Consider the following 16,903-nt stretch of genomic DNA (forward strand, 5'->3'; position numbering starts at 1 on the left):
ACCAAACCATGCCCGAGATTCAAAGAGACGAAACCGCCACAGGCAAACCGCTCCCCTCTCATGCCAAAGTCGTTGTGATCGGCGGCGGCGTCGTGGGCTGCTCGATCCTGTTTCACCTGGCCAAGTTCGGCTGGAAAGACGTGGTTCTTCTGGAACGCGATGAGCTGACTTCGGGCAGTTCGTGGCACGCTGCGGGACAGATCCACACGATCAGTTCGGACCCCAACATCAGCCGCCTGCAAAGCTATACCATCGATCTTTACAAGGAGATCGAAGAGACCAGCGGCCACAGTGTCGGTCTGCATATCACCGGCGGATTCTATGCCGCCTCGACCAAGGAGTGGTACGACTACCTCAAGCGCGAGCGCTCGAAGGCCCGTTATATGGGGCTTCATCAGGAATTCATCTCGCCCAGGGAACTGGCCGAGCGCCACCCGCTCATCGACCCAAAGCACTACTATGCCGCATTGTGGGACGATCAGGACGGCGATCTGGACCCTTCCGGCGCCACCTATGCCTTTGCCAAATCCGCCCGCGTGCACGGGGCGCAGTATTTCACCCATTGCGGCGTGACCGCCATGTCGCAGCGCCCGGACGGGTCGTGGGACCTGACCACACCCAAGGGGCAGATCAACGCGGAATACGTGGTCAACTGCGGCGGACTTTGGGCGCGTGAGGTCGGGCATATGTCGGGCATCCATCTTCCGGTGCAGCCGATGGAGCATCACTATCTGATCACCGAAAAGATCCCGCTTATCGCCGAGCGGATGGAAAGCATGGGCGAAGCCGGGCGCCTGCCCGCCGGTATCGATTACGAGGCCAACATCTATTTCCGGCAGGAGCGGCAGGGCATGCTGCTGGGAACCTATGAGCCCAAGTCGACGCCGTGGAAGGTCGACGGCACGCCCTGGGATTTCGGTCATGAACTGTTGCAGCCCGATCTGGACCGGATCGCCGACCGGCTGGAGATGTCGTTCGAACGTATTCCGACAATCGGAGAGGCCGGCATTAAGGACATGATCAACGGCCCTTTCACCTTTGGGCCTGACGGCAACCCCATGATCGGCCCGGTTCCGGGGATGAAAAACTACTGGGTCGCCGTAGGCGTCATGGCGGGGTTCTGTCAGGGCGGTGGCGTGGGGCTGACCATGGCTGAATGGATGATCGACGGCGAACCCTCGATCGACGTCTGGGCGATGGACGTGGCGCGGTTCGGAGAATTTGCGACACCCGACTGGGGCACCGTGAAATCCTCGGAAAACTACGAACGCCGCTTCGTGATGACCTTTCCCAACGAAACCCTACCCAAGGGCCGGATGCAGAAAACCACCGCGCTTTATGACCGGCTGGCCGCCAAGGGCGCACGGATGGGCCAAGGCTTTGGTCTGGAATACGCTTTGTGGTTTGCCGATGGCCCGGACGATGCCCATGAGGAGCCGACATTCGAACGCAACCGGTCACACGACTATGTCGCGCGCGAGGTCAAGGCCGTTCAACAGGCCGTGGGTGGTATCGAAATCGCCAACTTTGCCAAGCACGAGTTCAAGGGCGCGGGCGCGCGGATCTATCTGGACCGCATCCTTGCGGGGTATGTGCCCGAACCCGGTCGCCTGACGCTGACACCGATGCTGACGCCCAAGGGGCGACTTTACGGGGATTTGACCGTGGCTTGCCTGGCCGACGATCACTTCATGTTGTTCGGTTCGGGCGCGATGCAGGAGGCGCACCGCCGCTGGTTCGAACGCGACCTGCCCGCGGGCGTCATATACGCCAACGTTTCGGACGACTGGCACGGAATCGCGCTGTCGGGGCCGAAATCACGGGAACTGCTGGCCCGGATCACGCGCGAGGATGTTTCAGCCTCTGCGCTCAAGTTCCGTGATCTGCGCCAGACATTCGTGGCCGGTGTGCCGGTGATCCTGAACCGGATCAGCTTTTCCGGCGAACTGGGATACGAGATCTATTGCAAACCCCAATACCTGCTGCGTCTTGCCGAAGCGATCGAAGAAGCCGGCGCCGATCTGGGCTATCGCTGGTATGGCGCCCGGGCACTGATGTCGATGCGGCTGGAAAAGGGCTGGGGCGTCTGGACACTGGAATTCCGCCCGGATTTTAATGCAGTCGAATCCGGCATGGATGCCTTCATCAACTGGAACAAGGATTTCGTCGGCAAAGAGGCCACTCTTACGGCGCGAAAGGCCGGAGCAAAGCAGAAGCTGGTGACAATGACCATCGATGTCGAAGGCATCGACGTGTCGAATGACGAGGCGATTCTGAAAGACGGCAAGGCGGTGGGTTATATCTCGTCCGGTGGCTATGCCCATCGCGCGGGGCGGTCGATGGCAATGGGTTATGTCGCTACGGACTGTGCCACACCCGGCACCACGCTACAGGTGGAGATCCTCGGCAAGTTCCACGACGCCGAGGTGCTTGGCGCACCGATTTACGACGCCAACGGCGCAAACATGCGCTGTTGACCGATTCGAAAACCCTGGCACCCGTTTTTTTCGGCGCGCCAGGGTCAAGGCATGGCGCGGCGGACCACGGCTCGACAAGTTTGTTCATAGGTCGGCTCACCCTCGAAATGCAGTGCTACAAACGAATGACATGCCGAATCCGGAAAGGCACCCCCCCATCACAACAGGGACACACCCAAAACCGTTGTCGTAGCCCTATGGAACACGTAAGCTTGTTTGAAAGTCCCTCCAGCTTGGGAAAAACGGTTTTATAAGATCATTGCGAGGGGCGGCCTCTTGGAGCTTACGCGTCAACAGGAAGAATTTCTGGAAAAATTCGTGATCAAGCGGCGGTTCCGCCGGAAATCGCGGGCTGATCGAGAGCACAACCGAAACGTACGCGACGCATATGAAACCTTCATAGATTTGCGAGTTCAGGCGCGGGGCGTCATCGACGCAATCCCTGACGACCACAGCGCGGTAACGCGCTACAACGCAACCCACGCCGAATTGGCCAGTGTCGAGGCCGACGACGAATATGTCGGGGACATTGACGGGCTGGTGGCAAGCGCCAATCAGCTTATTGCCGATGCAACCGTCTTTCAGGCCGCTTTGCGCACGCGCCGGCAACAGCAACTGGACGCGCTTACGGCGACCGCGATTGCGCCGGATGGCGCAACCCCGGAGGAAGTTACAGAAATTGCCGGGATGCTCACTGCGGGCAATGCCATGCTGGGCGATGAAATGCCAAGCCACGCAACGATTGCCGACGTGCAGGCCCATACCCGTGCAATCGCACAACGTGTCGAGGCAATTGCGCGACGGATCGGCGATCTGCGTGCACAACAGGCCGCAGCACTCAGGACCGCGCTGGAGGAGGCCCGGACCGCGATCGACAGCATTCCGGCCGATCACGCGCAGGTGCCGGACCTGAACGCCGCACATGCCGAAATCGAAGCGGTACTGGCCGACGCCGGATATGCCGGCGATTACAGTGCTGAAATCGCCCAAGCGACGGCGCTCGGGCCCCGGGTCGACGAAGTCAAAACAGCGCTGCGGGCCGAAAAGCAAGCTATACTTGACAGGCTGGATGCGGCGGCTGTTCCACCTGACGGCCATTCTCCCGAAGAGGTCCAAGAGCTCACTGCTCTGAAGGAACAGGGCCGTAGTCAACTGGCCGATGACATTCCCAGCCGTGCGGAAATGACGGTGGCCGAGTCGAAGATTGCCGAGTTGAACAACAAGCAGGGCGACATCCGGGTGCGCCAGCGGATGGCCAATCTTGCCCTACCTACGGATGGTGCAGCAGCAGACGCAGCAAGAAGCGCTCTGAAATCTTTCGACACCATCCTGCAAGGCCGCGAAATCACAGAGGAACTGACCGCGACGGCAAGTGCCGCAACAAAGGCGGCCAATGGTACACTCGCCAGCATTCACAATCGGGATCCGGCTCCGACTCCCGAAGAGGTCGCCGAAGCCCGGCAGAACTATCTGGACGCAAAAAAGCTGTCGGATGCCATCGCCGGCACCAAACTCCTGGCCGAGACCCTGGCGCCCGGCGGCGCACTCACGTCCACCAGCCCAACCCGAATGAGCGACGAAAGCCGGACGAAATTCATCGAAGCGATCAGTGCCTCTCCCACTCTGGCGGGCGCAGCCATAGATGCCGCGAGGTACAGCGACCATGCCGATGCGGTTGCCGACAAGATCAAACCGTTTGCCGAGCTTGTCGATAAAGGTGCGCGCGGAGAAGGCGGTTTTTTATATTTCAGCCCGAGTTTTGCGGAGTATCACGCCGGAATGCTTCTCAAGAACGGCGCATTTCGTGGCGAAAAGTACCTCGATGGCGCCCTGGCCTATGTCGACGGTAGTTCACACCTGACTGACGCGCGCATGTCGGTCAAATCCGGCGACAAGTACATTCAGCTTGCCAGCCGTCGCGGTTTTGCGGTTGCCGACACCATTCTGAAGTCCGGCGGCGACCCCTACAACCTTGACGATCCCTCGGTGGTTCAGGCGATGGCGGATTTGAATTACGGCCACAACGCGCTGCGGGCAGTCACCCCGATCCACACCCGGCAAGTCGAAGAGACAATTGAAACGCTGAAATCGGAAGAGGCCAAAGAGCGCATACGCACAGCATCCCCTCCGACAGGAAGCGGGGCAACCCTGGCCGTCGAACTGATGAAACAGGTTCATGGTGATGAATGGGTGCCGCCCGACCCGCTGACGGCTGAGATCACCCAACAGGCACTTCTGGTGGCGATGTTCAACCCGATCGAACAGGGCAGCGTCGGCAGCTGTTTTGCCACCGCAGGGATGATCACCCTGCGAGAGCAGGATCCGATACGGGCAATGGACCTGTACAAGGAAGCGCTGGAAAAGGGCACATTCACGCCGCTTCAGCAAACTGACGATCTTCTGCCGCCGCCGCCTATTCCCCTGGTCACGGAACACACGGCGGGCGACAACCCGATCACCCGGGCAATCGAATACAGCGCGGCGAGCGCCGGGGCGGCGCTGGAGGTTTCCAGCAACAGCAAGCGTCGCGATCGGTGCATAGTCGACGCAATGGCAAAGTCCTCGGTCGTCGAGGGATTGCGGGATCTATCCGGTGACGAAGACGAAGCGCTGCTGGACCGTCTCACGCTCGGAACCGAACTCGCGCTGCAAACCAGCTTCATTTACGATTCAACTGCCGAACAGGCCTCAACATCGTCAGATGGGTCATCCAAGTTCGGCTGCTTTGTTGCCATCGTCGGTGGCAGAAACGTGCATGACAAGGATTATGCGGCCGGCAAGACCAAGTTCATCGAAGCCGCTTTTGCAGTCGCCAAGAACGTATACAAGGATCGGCTCAAAACGCCCGAGGATGAGGCCGCGCTGCGCGCGATTGTCAGCAGCGACGAGTTTGTCGACTCGTTCAAACAAGGATCAAATGCGATCTGGCAACTGGCACCCGGCGGAATGCCCGAGGAGGTCGACCGGGTGCTGCTGGACCCGGCGTCCAAGTCAACCTATCTGGTGCGCAAGGAAGGTGACCCGGCATCCAAGACCGAAGGAGAACGCACCATCGACATCGTTGCCGGGCTGATGACGACCTTCGACGGCGACGACAAGAATGTTTCGCTCTTCACGCTCGGGCAGCACATCTTCAACGGTAAACCCACGCATCCGTCACAGGACGCGATCCGCGGCAAATCGAAGAGCGAAATTGAAGCCCACCTGATTGGCATGGGCGACACGTTGCTGGCGATCGAGGTTCCCAAGGAACAGGCCGCCAGCATTTATGATGCCGCTCTGAAATCCGCTCTGAACGGGGTACCCGATCCCCACAAGGGCGTCGCGGAGACGGCGCTGGATAGCCGTAGGCCCGGATCGGCGATGACGTCAGCTGATATCGACGCCTCCATTCGCGGGGGGCAAAACGCGATGTGGAATGCTGTCATCGACGCGCTGACCGACGAACAAGTTAATGCCTGGGCCGCCACGCAGGGCACCAAGTACGACGGCAAGTCCGTAGAAGATAAGAAGGAGGCCTATGCAGCCATCCTGCGAAAGAACCCGTCGCGCGACTCGGTGCGCGCCGCAATGGCCGCAAACCTGCCTATGCCGGAGCCAATTCTGATCGCCGACACCAACTGGGGGTCGGGTCCAAGCCATACCAGCTTTGTGATCGCACCAGATCCCGGTACCGGCGAACCGATCATGTGGAAAAAATCAGATCCGCCTGGTTCTCTCAGCCCGGCTGGGCGGGATTGGGTCGACCGGGACTGGGCCAAGACCCGCCCGGTGGGTTAACAGCACAAAGGTTGTAGAGAAATATGTCAGACAGCATGCCCCGTATCGCCCTGACTTTCGGCGAAGAACAGAAGCCGGTGGTCTATATCGGCACCCAAGCCTATTCAGACTGGGGCGAAGTGGTGCAATCCTCCCACGACACGGCGGCCCCGGAAAACGCCAGCAAGGTTGCCCGGATGATGACTCATTTTTCCTACCGGACACGGTACCGCGTCATCGATGACGCAGCCGAGTACGAAGCGCTCTACCGGTCCCGGATCGAGGCCGAGGAACCCGGCCAGCCCTACGAACAGAACGTGATCCGCTCACGCAGTTTTGGCATTCCGGATTTCTCAGCCATAGCTGTTCCCGCAATAGCCGGTGAAACGCTCACCTATTACGTCTACGACACCGCACTTTTTGTTCCCTACCGGGTCGAGGCATCACCGACCAACCCGAATCTGACCGCGCAAACCTACACGCCGCTACCGCTCGAACCGGCCACCTGAGGTGCCGCCGGCCACGGCTTCCCGTGCAACGATTGGAGACAGCATGCCAGACGACGCATTGAACGGTCCCGAACTAAAGAAATTCGTCAAGCTGGCGCGCAGGGGTCGGTTGCCCTTTGCCTTCAATCCCGGCAAGGATCCCGCCGAACATTACTTTGCGATGCACCGGAAAAAGCCGGGCAACCTGCTGGCCAAGACGGCAAAAAAGGAAGGACCTGGCGTCAAAGTGGCCTTCGGCACTTGCGAAGTCGAGCAGAAGGTCATGAAGCTGACTTGCGAACGGGTGATCCCGGCCCTGGCGAAGAACCTCAAACGGTTCCTGAAGGCAAACAAGGTCATGCTCAACGTCCAGGTCCTCGATGCCAACGGAAATGTCCTCGAGGAAGACATAGAGGACATGCCGGACGATCCGGATCTCATGGACGACGGTTCCGATACCGCCGCCGCAGCTGAGCCCGGCGACAAGGACTCACAGGCAGCAGAAGAACCTGTTTCAGCGGACCAACAGTCCTCTGCCGGCCTGGTGGCGCGGATCAAGTCGGCTCAACAGCGGGCCGCAGCGCTTCCCGATGCCGCTGCAAAGCTCAACGACGCACTGAAAAGCATTGTCGCACAGATCAAAGCACAGGATCTGAATGCCGCAGACAAGGCGATGGCCACCGTCGAAGGTGTTCTCGACAAACTGTCAGGACCTGCCAATGACGGGGCCGCCGATCCGCACCTGGCCAAATTGACCGAGGCTGCCGCCAAACTGCGCGTCCGTGCCGAAGGGTCGGTTGCGGACGTAAAGGCGAAACTCGACGCCGCCCTTGATCAGGCAGACGGGCTGATTCAGGCTGCGGACGCATCCGGCGCGGCAGCGCTGTTGAAAAAAGTTCAGGCTGCCTTGACTGCGTCGCAGGTGGCGCAGGAAAAGGAACAAACGGCAGCCGAAAAGGCAGCACCGGATCAGGCCAAATGGGAGGCGGCCTTTGCTAAGATCTCGCCACTTGCCGAAAAGGCCCTGAGCATGGGCCAGGTTGCCGACGTCGACGCATTCCGCACTGCTTGGAACTGGGCAACGAACTGTGCCTCAGATGGTGACTACAGCAAAGCGCTGGCGGCATTGCCGAAAGTTGTCGAGATGCTGAAAGCCGGTCGCGACGACGGGCAGTCCGCTTTCGCCGCGGATATTCCCGACGACGTCAAACCATTTGCCGAAAGCCGCCTGCGCTGGGAATCGGCCCGGGCCAAGATGCAATCCGAAATACGCTCGCTGCAAAGCACCATCGTGGCGGCAACGGCGGATATCGAGGACCTGGATGTCACCAGCGAGATTGGCGGTCTGATGGACTACATCAAAAACCTGGATGCCCGCCTCGAGGACAAGCTGGACGAGATCGTGAACACCCCCGCAGGCGATGCCCGCGAGAAACTCAAGGTTGAAGCCCGATCCCTGATCGCCGAATACGAACGCGAGCTCGAAAACGAGTTTTTCGAGGTAGTCGACAATAACAGCGGCTTTGGAAATGTTGCTGTTGCCTCTACCGCCCGCTCCGCGCTGGCATCTATTTCCGGCGTTCTGAGCTGACGTGGCGCGGTCCGTTCGACGCGTCGCGGCACCGCCGGAACCCACTTACCCATGCGCCTTTTTTGTCTGACGGCAGCCCTGCCAAAAGCCGCCCGCCGCATTCGGCTTCAGCTTGTCTATTTGGTGCCGAACATCCGGTCTCCGGCGTCGCCGAGGCCGGGCATGATATAGCCCTTGGAGTTTAGTTGCCGGTCCAGCGCGGCGGTGACGATGGGCACGTCGGGATGCGCCTCCTGCATCCGGGCGACACCTTCGGGTGCGGCCAGCAGGCACAGGAAGCGGATGTTGTTTGCCCCCGCCTCTTTCAGCAGCTTGACGGCGGCGGCGGAACTGTTGCCGGTCGCAAGCATCGGGTCGACCACGATCACCAGACGATCCTGAAGCCCCTCGGGCACCTTGAAATAGTACTGCACCGGCTGCAACGTCGCTTCGTCCCGATAGAGGCCTACAAATCCGACGCGGGCCGAGGGGATCAGCTCCAGCACCCCGTCCAGCATACCGTTGCCCGCCCGCAGGATCGACACCAGCGCCAGTTTCTTGCCCGCAAGGATGGGGGCGTCCATTTCTTCCAGCGGGGTTTCGATGCTGCGTGTGGTCAGCGGCATCTCACGGGTGATCTCATAGGCCAGCAACTGCGTGATCTCGCGCAAAAGCTGCCGGAACCCGGCGGTCGAGGTGCCCTTGTCCCGCATGAGCGACAGTTTGTGCTGCACCAAAGGGTGATCGACGATGGTCAGATGTTCGCTCATGTTGTCTCCAGTCTTTTTCTGACCCGCGCACGGGTCTCTTCATCGCAAAACGCCGCGTTCAATGCCGTTTCGTTGAGCGCGGCAAAATCTTCCGTCCCCCAACCGAATGCCTTGTGCAGCATCTCATATTCGTGGCGCAGGGTGGTATGGAAAAATGGCGGATCGTCGGTCGACACCGTGACTTTGACGCCCGCGTCACGCAGGCGCGCGATGGGGTGCGCCGCGAAATCGCGGTAGAGGCCCAGAACAACGTTCGATCCGGGACAGACCTCCAACGTGATCTCGCGGTCGGCCAGTTCATGCACAAGCTCGGGGTCTTCAATGGCCCGCACACCGTGCCCGACCCGTTCGACTCCCAGATCGCGCACCGCCTCGCGCACGCTGTCCGGCCCGCCGAATTCGCCGGCATGGGTGGTCAGGCGCAGCCCCGCCTCGCGCGCGCAGTCAAACGCCCATGCGAAATCGCGCTGCCGCCCGACGCTTTCGTTGCCGCCCATACCAAAGCCGGTGATCCAGTCTCCCGCAGTCTCGGCGGCGCAGATCGAGGCCCGCCTGGCCTTGTCGGGGCCGAAATGGCGCACGCAGGTGACAACCCCGCGCAAGGTGACACCAAACTTGCGCTCGGCCTCGTCGGCGGCGTCCCGGATCGCGTTCAGGTAATCGCGCCACGCCTGCACGTCGCCGCCGCCGCAGAAATCGGGGCTGAGGAAGGTCTCAGAGTAGACCACGCCGTTCGCGGCGCTCTGTTCCAGAATGGCCAGCGTCAGGCGGCGGAAATCCTCGGGCGATTGCAGTACCTCAGAGGCGGCCTCGTAGATCCGAAGGAAATGGGCGAAATCCCGGAAATCATAGGTGCCGTCCGGTTTGAAGATCCCACGCAGATCGATCTTCTTTTCAAAGGCCAGTTGCCGGATGAATGCAGGCGGCGCCGCACCTTCGTGATGCAGATGCAGTTCGATCTTGGGCAGGTCGGCGATGCTCACAGAAAGCTCCTCCCCGGCCCCTGCGCCGCGATGCCAAGGTGATCGGCGATGCTGGCTGCAACATCGGCATAGTTGATCTGCCCGACCGAACCTGTTCCGCATCCGGCAACCAGAACCGGAACCTGTTCGCGGGTGTGATCGGTGCCGCTCCACGACGGGTCATTGCCGTGATCGGCGGTCAGCACCAGCATGTCACCGCGGCGCAGCTTGTTCAGGATCACGCCGATTTCCACATCGAACCATTCCAGTGCGCGGGCATAGCCCGAGATATCGCGGCGGTGGCCGTAAAGACTGTCGAACTCGACGAAGTTGGCAAAGGTCAGGCTGCCCTCCTCTGCCTCGTCCACCAGCCGCGACAGGTGGCTTATCAGATCGGCATCCGCGCCCTTGTCCAGCGTATCGATCCCCTGCATCGAGAATATGTCGCCGATCTTGCCGATGGCATGCACCCTGCCCCCCGCATCCTGCACCCAGTTGGTCAGCACCGGCGCGGGTGGAACGATGGCAAAATCCTTGCGGTTGGTGGTGCGGGTAAACCCGGTTTCGGGCACGCCCACGAACGGACGTGCGATGACCCGTCCTACCTTCATCCCGTGAAGCTGCGGGGCCAGTGCCCTGCACAGATCATAAAGCCGCTCAAGCCCAAAGGTTTCTTCATGCGCGGCGATCTGGAACACGCTGTCGGCCGAGGTATAGCAGATCGGCCAGCCGGTGCGCATATGCTCGTCCCCCAGCCGGTCGATGATCGCTGTACCGGGCGCGTGACAGTTGCCAAGAATGCCGTCCGTCCCTGCCGCCTGCGCTGCGGCGCGGCTCAGATCGTCGGGAAACGCAGGATGCTCATCGGGGAAATAGTGCCAGTCCCACGGCACCGGCAAACCCGCCAGTTCCCAGTGGCCCGAGGGCGTGTCCTTGCCGATGCTATGCTCGCGCGCGCAGCCCCAAAGCCCCACGGGCTCAGCATCCAGACCCGGCGTCGGGTCGCCCGAAGCCAGCCGTATCGCCGCCCCAAGGCCCAATGCATCCAGGTGCGGCACATGCAACGGGCCTGAGCGCCCCTCTTCCGCCTGCCCCTCGGCGCAAGCCTGCGCGATATGGCCCACGGTGTTGGCTCCGGCGTCAGGCAGCGTGCCGTTATAGAACCGGTCGGCGTCAGGCGCGCCGCCAATTCCGACCGAATCCATAACCACAAGAAAGGCGCGGGTCACTGGCTGATCCTTTCGTGAACGAGATCCGGCGCCGTGACGGGTTTCGACCCCACCCGGATCGCCTTGCGCACCGCGGCCACCGCCTGCCGCGCGGCATCCTCTCGCGACGCATGCACCCTCGCCAACGGCGTGCCCCTGGACACCCTGTCACCCAACCGCACGATGTCCGAAATCCCTACAGCCGGGTCGATGACATCGCTTTCCACCTGTCGTCCGCCGCCCAGCGCCACGACGGCCAGCCCCAACGCCTCACCATCGATCGCGGTGACATAGCCGCTGTCTTGCGCCGTTGCCTCCTGAATGACGGTCGCCTCAGGCAGAAACCGCGCCCAGTTGTCCACGAAATGCACTGGCCCTCCCACGGCGGCCATCATGCGGCCAATCCGCTCGGCGGCGCGGCCATCGCGGATCACACCTGCAACCTTGGCTTCCCCATCCGCCGCGTCGCTGGCAAGTCCGGCATCGGCCAGAACGACACCGCCCAGAATGGCAGAGATGTCCGCCAATGGCGTATCGGCCCCACCGGTCAAAACCGTCATCACTTCGGCCACCTCCAGCGCATTACCCAGCGCCGGCGCAAGCGGCTGGTTCATGTCGGTGATTACGGCCGAGGTCTTGCAACCCGCCGCATTCGCGGTCTCGGTCAAAGCTGTTGCCAGCTTGCGCGCATCCTCGATGGTCTTCATGAAGGCGCCGCTGCCCGCCTTGACGTCCAGCACCAGCGCATCCGGGCTGGCCGCCAGTTTCTTGGACAGGATCGAGGCGGTGATCAGATCCAGGCTTTCCACTGTCGCGGTGACGTCACGGATCGCGTAAAGGCGCCTGTCAGCAGGCGCGATACTGCCGCTGGCGCCGACGATCGCGGCGCCGGTGTCCTGCAGGATCTGCCGTAAGCGTTCGTTTCCGACCTGCGTGGTGACGCCCGGAATGGCCTCCAGTTTGTCCAGTGTGCCGCCCGTGTGCCCCAACCCGCGCCCCGAGATCATCGGCACATAGGCCCCGCATTCGGCCAGCGCAGGCGCAAGAACAAGGCTGACGCAATCGCCCACGCCGCCTGTCGAATGCTTGTCCACCACCGGCCCGTCGAAATCCCACTGGAGAACCTCACCGCTATCGCGCATCGCAAGTGTCAGGGCGGCGCGCCCTTCAGCCCCCAGCCCACCCATGACAACGGCCATGGCAAAGGCTCCGGCCTGCGCGTCACTGACGCCACCATCGGCAAGGCCTTGGGCAAACCATGCCAGTTCTCCGGCGTCAGGCACCTCTCGACGGCGTAGCTTGGCGATGATCGAACGGGCATCCATCGGTTCAGCGTCCATCCATGTGCGAGGTGTCGAAGGCACCGGGCAGCAGTTGTGAGATGGTCATTTGCATCTCGGCGCCCTTGGTAGTCGCCATGGTCACGACCACGTCGCCCTTGCCGAACTCGGCCAGCCGCTGGCGGCACCCGCCGCAGGGCGTGACAGGTTCGGGGCACTCGGCCACGACATAGACTTCGGTCAACTGCGTCTCGCCCGCCGCCACCATCGCCGCAATGGCGCCGGATTCGGCGCATGTGCCCTCGGGATACGACACGTTCTCGACGTTGCACCCGGCATAGACCGCGCCCGAGGCCCCCCGTATCGCCGCGCCCACCTTAAAATTCGAGTAAGGCGCGTGCGCATTTTCGCGAACGGTCAAGGCGGTCTCTTTCAAAGACATGGCGATTCCCCGGTTTTTGATCACTTGGTCAGAATGGCCTACCCTAAAAGAAAGGCCGCGGGAAATTGAAGCCCCCGCAACCGGTTTTCAACAGCTAAATTCAGCTTATCCCAACGTCGTTGTGAAAGTGCCCGGCAAAGTCACCTCCAGCAGTTCTACATCATCCGACGGATCGCTCAGCCGGGTGCGCATCCCGGGCGGAATGACAAAGGCGTCGCCCTGTTCCAGGCGGTACGGATCGCGCCCCTCGCCTTCCAGCGTCACTTTGCCGTTCATGACAAAGGAAAAGTGGATATCGGTGTCATGGGTGGCCCATTGCGGCTCACCATCGCCGCGACGGACAACCTGTACTCCGGCAACGCCCTTGGTGTTCTCGGCAATCGAGGTGTCGCGGCAAAGATACCCCGGCAAGCGGAAGGGCATCCACTCGGCATCCCGAGCCCGATTGTAAACAAACCGCTGCCCCTGCCATTCGCGCTCGGGGCGATAATTCGGGGTGGGCAGGGTCATCTCGTGATCGATCTCGGTGATGTGTTCGGCGGGAACACCGATCTCGATCACCTGCACGTTGTCACTGGCCTCAAGGACCCGGTGACGGATTTCCGGCGGCTGTATGAAACAGTCGCCAGCCGTCAGGCGCATCTTTTCCCCCTGATCCTCATAGACAACGTCGACCCAGCCGTGAATGCAAAAAATCAACTGGAACCCAACCTTATGAAAATGCACCATGTCGGGCACCGGCCCGCCGTCGGGAATGCGGATATGGCTAGCGATGATCGAGCCGCCAAGGCGCGAGGGCACCAGATCGCGATAGTGCATGCCCGCGCGGCCGATGATCCATGGCGCCTGATCCTTGAGCCGCCGCACCACAAAGGAATGCACGGTTTCCGGCATCACCAGCGGCGGGTTGCGTTCCTCGATCTCGATCCGGGTCCCGTTCGGCGCGACCATGCTTCGCTTGCCATCCGCGAACCCGTCGGGATTCTCGGTCAGAATCCGCAGAGTGCCGGGCGGTTCCGGCGCGTCCTTTTCTATGCGAAGACGCAGCCCGTGGCCGGAAAAGACGCCAACGCGCGGATCGTCGGCGGGATAGATCATGTCCATCCGCATTCCCAGAACCTTGGTGTAGAACGGTATGTCATCGCGCAATTCGTTGGTCGGCAGGCGCATCTCGGCTATGGTGTCGGTCATGGCATTCTCCTTTGCGCGGGACTGTGGCCGCGAGGCGGCAGTTTTGCAAGAAGCCACCTGCGACGCTGTGGCCACACCAAGGCTGTTTCCCCTGCGTCAAAAGTAGTTTAATGCTAAACTAAATTTGGGAGTTCGCTTCATGTCCGACAATACCAGCCAGCGCCAGGCGGCACTCGACTATCACGAATTTCCCAAACCCGGGAAGCTCGAGATCAAGGCGACCAAACCGATGGCGAATGGCCGGGATCTGTCGCGGGCATACTCCCCCGGCGTGGCCGAGGCCTGTATCGAAATCAAGGACAACGCCGACAATGCCGAACGCTATACCGCACGCGGCAATCTGGTGGCGGTGGTATCGAACGGCACCGCAGTGCTGGGGCTGGGCAATATCGGTGCGCTCGCGTCAAAACCGGTGATGGAAGGCAAGGCGGTTCTGTTCAAGAAATTCGCAGGCATCGACTGTTTCGACATAGAAGTGAACGAGGCCGACCCGGAAAAACTCGCCGACATCGTTTGTGCACTTGAACCGACTTTTGGAGCGATCAACCTCGAAGACATCAAGGCGCCCGACTGTTTCATCGTCGAAAAGCTGTGCCGTGAGCGCATGAACATCCCTGTCTTTCACGATGACCAGCACGGCACTGCCATTGTCGTCGGCGCGGCCGCCAAGAACGCGCTGCATGTGGCGGGCAAGTCTTTCGAAGAAATCAAGATCGTCTCCACCGGCGGCGGCGCGGCGGGAATTGCCTGCCTCAACATGCTGCTGAAACTGGGTGTCAAACGCGAAAATGTATGGCTGTGCGACATTCACGGGCTGGTCTACGAGGGCCGGGCCGAGGATATGAACCCGCAAAAGGCCGCCTTTGCCCAAAAGACCGACCTGCGGACACTGGATCAGGTGGTCGACGGGGCCGACCTGTTCCTGGGGCTTTCCGGTCCCAACGTGCTGAAACCCGAGATGGTCGCGAAAATGGCCGATCGCCCTATCATCTTTGCGCTGGCCAACCCAACGCCGGAAATCCTGCCTGATGCCGCGCGCGAAGTTGCGCCAAACGCCATCATCGCCACCGGGCGCAGCGACTTTCCCAACCAGGTCAACAACGTGCTGTGCTTCCCCTTCATCTTCCGGGGTGCGCTGGACGTCGGCGCAACCGAAATCAACGATGAGATGCAGATCGCCTGTGTCGACGGCATCGCCGATCTTGCCCGCGCCACCACCAGCGCCGAGGCTGCGGCGGCCTATAAGGGCGAGCAGCTGACGTTTGGCGCCGACTACCTGATTCCGAAACCGTTCGACCCACGCCTTGTTGGCGTAGTGTCTTCTTCGGTCGCCAAGGCGGCGATGGCAAGCGGCGTGGCCAAGCGGCCCATCGCCGACCTGGAAGCCTACAAGGAAAAGCTGAACCAGACCGTCTTCAAGTCTGCCCTGCTGATGCGTCCGGTCTTCGAAGCCGCCGCCGTCGCATCGCGCCGGATCGTCTTTGCCGAGGGCGAAGACGAACGCGTCCTGCGCGCGGCACAGGCGATCCTCGAAGAAACCACCGAAACCCCCATCCTGATCGGCCGCCCCGAAGTGATCGAGGCGCGCTGCGAACGGATCGGTCTTTCGGTGCGCCCGGGCCGGGACTTCCAGATCGTGAACCCGGAAAATGACCCCCGTTATTATGATTACTGGACATCCTACCACCAGATCATGCAGCGCCGGGGCGTCACGCCCGATCTGGCCAAAGCGATCATGCGCACCAATTCTACCGCCATCGGCGCAATCATGGTTCAGAGGGGCGAGGCTGACAGCATGATCTGTGGCACCTTCGGGGAATACCGCTGGCATCTGAACTACGTGGAACAGGTGCTGAATGACGGCGACCTGCGCCCGCATGGCGCGCTTTCGCTGATGATCCTCGAAGACGGCCCTCTCTTCATCGCCGACACCCATGTGCGCACTCGGCCCAGCCCGGAAGAATTGGCCGAAATCACCTTGGGCGCGGCCCGTCATGTGCGCCGCTTCGGGCTGGAACCAAAGATCGCCTTCTGCTCGCAGTCGCAGTTCGGCAATCAGGCCGAAGGGTCCGGCAAGCGCCTGCGCGACGCGATCCGAATTCTGGACAGCAAACCGCGCGATTTCACCTATGAGGGCGAAATGAATCTCGATGCCGCGCTCGACCCGGACCTGCGCGAGCGCATCTTCCCCAACTCCCGCCTCGAAGGCGCGGCGAATGTTCTGATCTTTGCCCACGCCGACGCCGCCAGCGGTGTGCGCAACGTGCTCAAGATGAAGGCCGACGGGATCGAGGTCGGCCCGATCTTGATGGGCATGGGCAACAAGGCCCATATCGTGACGCCCGCGATCACCGCCCGCGGCCTCCTGAACATGGCGGCCATTGCCGGAACGCCTGTAGCGCATTACGGTTAAGTCCGGCGGTCGCCTTTCCGACCGCCCATTCAGGGAGGTCAGAATGCAAGGGCATTGTCACTGCAATGCGGTGCGCTGGCAAAGCGATGGCGAGGTTGCATGGAGCTGCTATTGCCATTGTTCGGATTGCCGCCGCAATTGCGCATCCCCCGTCACCGCGTTTTTCGGTCTGCCGCATGAGAAGGTGAAATGGGTTGGCGAGACTCCGCGTGTCTACGCGTCGTCCGAAGGGGTCGAGCGGTTGTTCTGCGGCAACTGCGGAACCCAGATGGCCTATCGCAACGTCCGCGACCCGGTGAACATCCATCTCTACACCGCAACACTGGAGAACCCGGATGACCTG

12 protein-coding genes are annotated in these 16,903 nt (G+C 61.4%); 6 read left to right on the forward strand and 6 right to left on the reverse strand.

The features are described from left to right. Positions 1 to 8: 8 nt before the first annotated feature. The 4 genes from AC2FNB_RS12725 (at position 9) to AC2FNB_RS12740 (ending at position 8,315) form a co-directional block, all read left to right on the forward strand. On the forward strand, positions 9 to 2,477 hold the full coding sequence (locus tag AC2FNB_RS12725; RefSeq protein ID WP_496746813.1) for a GcvT family protein: 2,469 nt from the start codon (positions 9 to 11) through the stop codon (positions 2,475 to 2,477). A 276-nt stretch (positions 2,478 to 2,753) separates the two neighbouring features. After that, entirely contained in the window at positions 2,754 to 6,257 is a 3,504-nt protein-coding gene (locus AC2FNB_RS12730) for a hypothetical protein (protein WP_496746815.1), read from the forward strand. Positions 6,258 to 6,292: 35 nt separating this feature from the next. Next, positions 6,293 to 6,745: a hypothetical protein gene (locus tag AC2FNB_RS12735; protein WP_480751205.1), complete on the forward strand. Its 453-nt coding sequence runs from the start codon at positions 6,293 to 6,295 to the stop codon at positions 6,743 to 6,745. A 43-nt stretch (positions 6,746 to 6,788) separates the two neighbouring features. Beyond that, the gene (locus AC2FNB_RS12740; protein ID WP_496746819.1) at positions 6,789 to 8,315 is read left to right on the forward strand and encodes a hypothetical protein; all 1,527 of its coding nucleotides are present in this window, start codon (positions 6,789 to 6,791) and stop codon (positions 8,313 to 8,315) included. Positions 8,316 to 8,431: 116 nt separating this feature from the next. On the opposite strand, the gene upp is transcribed toward AC2FNB_RS12740, so the two are convergent. The 6 genes from upp to AC2FNB_RS12770 form a co-directional block, all read right to left on the reverse strand. After that, positions 8,432 to 9,064, reverse strand: coding sequence for a uracil phosphoribosyltransferase (gene upp, locus AC2FNB_RS12745; protein WP_480751202.1), 633 nt, complete (start codon positions 9,062 to 9,064; stop codon positions 8,432 to 8,434). Then, on the reverse strand, positions 9,061 to 10,047 hold the full coding sequence (locus tag AC2FNB_RS12750) for an adenosine deaminase (protein ID WP_496746822.1): 987 nt from the start codon (positions 10,045 to 10,047) through the stop codon (positions 9,061 to 9,063). The genes upp and AC2FNB_RS12750 overlap by 4 nt, the downstream gene beginning before the upstream one ends. After that, positions 10,044 to 11,255, reverse strand: a complete 1,212-nt coding sequence (locus tag AC2FNB_RS12755; protein WP_496746826.1) for a phosphopentomutase — start codon at positions 11,253 to 11,255, stop codon at positions 10,044 to 10,046. Before AC2FNB_RS12755 ends, AC2FNB_RS12750 begins: the two co-directional genes overlap by 4 nt. Then, complete coding sequence (locus tag AC2FNB_RS12760; RefSeq protein WP_496746829.1) at positions 11,252 to 12,559, reverse strand: thymidine phosphorylase; 1,308 nt, start codon at positions 12,557 to 12,559, stop codon at positions 11,252 to 11,254. The genes AC2FNB_RS12755 and AC2FNB_RS12760 overlap by 4 nt, the downstream gene beginning before the upstream one ends. 4 nt (positions 12,560 to 12,563) lie before the next feature. Next, positions 12,564 to 12,980, reverse strand: a complete 417-nt coding sequence (locus AC2FNB_RS12765) for a cytidine deaminase (RefSeq protein WP_496746831.1) — start codon at positions 12,978 to 12,980, stop codon at positions 12,564 to 12,566. 81 nt (positions 12,981 to 13,061) lie between these two features. Continuing rightward, positions 13,062 to 14,147 (reverse strand): cupin domain-containing protein, encoded by a 1,086-nt coding sequence (locus AC2FNB_RS12770; protein WP_496746832.1) that lies wholly within the window; start codon positions 14,145 to 14,147, stop codon positions 13,062 to 13,064. Positions 14,148 to 14,286: 139 nt separating this feature from the next. Here AC2FNB_RS12770 and AC2FNB_RS12775 point away from each other — a divergent pair, with 139 nt between their 5' ends. Together AC2FNB_RS12775 and AC2FNB_RS12780 are read left to right on the forward strand one after the other, a co-directional pair. After that, positions 14,287 to 16,560: an NADP-dependent malic enzyme gene (locus tag AC2FNB_RS12775; protein ID WP_496746833.1), complete on the forward strand. Its 2,274-nt coding sequence runs from the start codon at positions 14,287 to 14,289 to the stop codon at positions 16,558 to 16,560. Positions 16,561 to 16,603: 43 nt separating this feature from the next. Further along, positions 16,604 to 16,903 (forward strand): GFA family protein (locus AC2FNB_RS12780; protein WP_496746837.1); only part of this gene is annotated, 300 nt, incomplete at its 3' end.

This window comes from Ruegeria sp. BHSB058, assembly GCF_059613285.1.

Excerpts from the sequence above, each read along its gene's own strand:
- AC2FNB_RS12735 (WP_480751205.1), top strand. The coding sequence starts at position 6,293 with ATGCCCCGTATCGCCCTGACTTTCGGCGAAGAACAGAAGCCGGTGGTC.
- AC2FNB_RS12775 (WP_496746833.1), top strand. The coding sequence starts at position 14,287 with ATGTCCGACAATACCAGCCAGCGCCAGGCGGCACTCGACTATCACGAA.
- AC2FNB_RS12770 (WP_496746832.1), bottom strand. The coding sequence starts at position 14,147 with ATGACCGACACCATAGCCGAGATGCGCCTGCCGACCAACGAATTGCGC.
- upp (WP_480751202.1), bottom strand. The coding sequence starts at position 9,064 with ATGAGCGAACATCTGACCATCGTCGATCACCCTTTGGTGCAGCACAAA.
- AC2FNB_RS12740 (WP_496746819.1), top strand. The coding sequence starts at position 6,789 with ATGCCAGACGACGCATTGAACGGTCCCGAACTAAAGAAATTCGTCAAG.
- AC2FNB_RS12760 (WP_496746829.1), bottom strand. The coding sequence starts at position 12,559 with ATGGATGCCCGTTCGATCATCGCCAAGCTACGCCGTCGAGAGGTGCCT.
- AC2FNB_RS12725 (WP_496746813.1), top strand. The coding sequence starts at position 9 with ATGCCCGAGATTCAAAGAGACGAAACCGCCACAGGCAAACCGCTCCCC.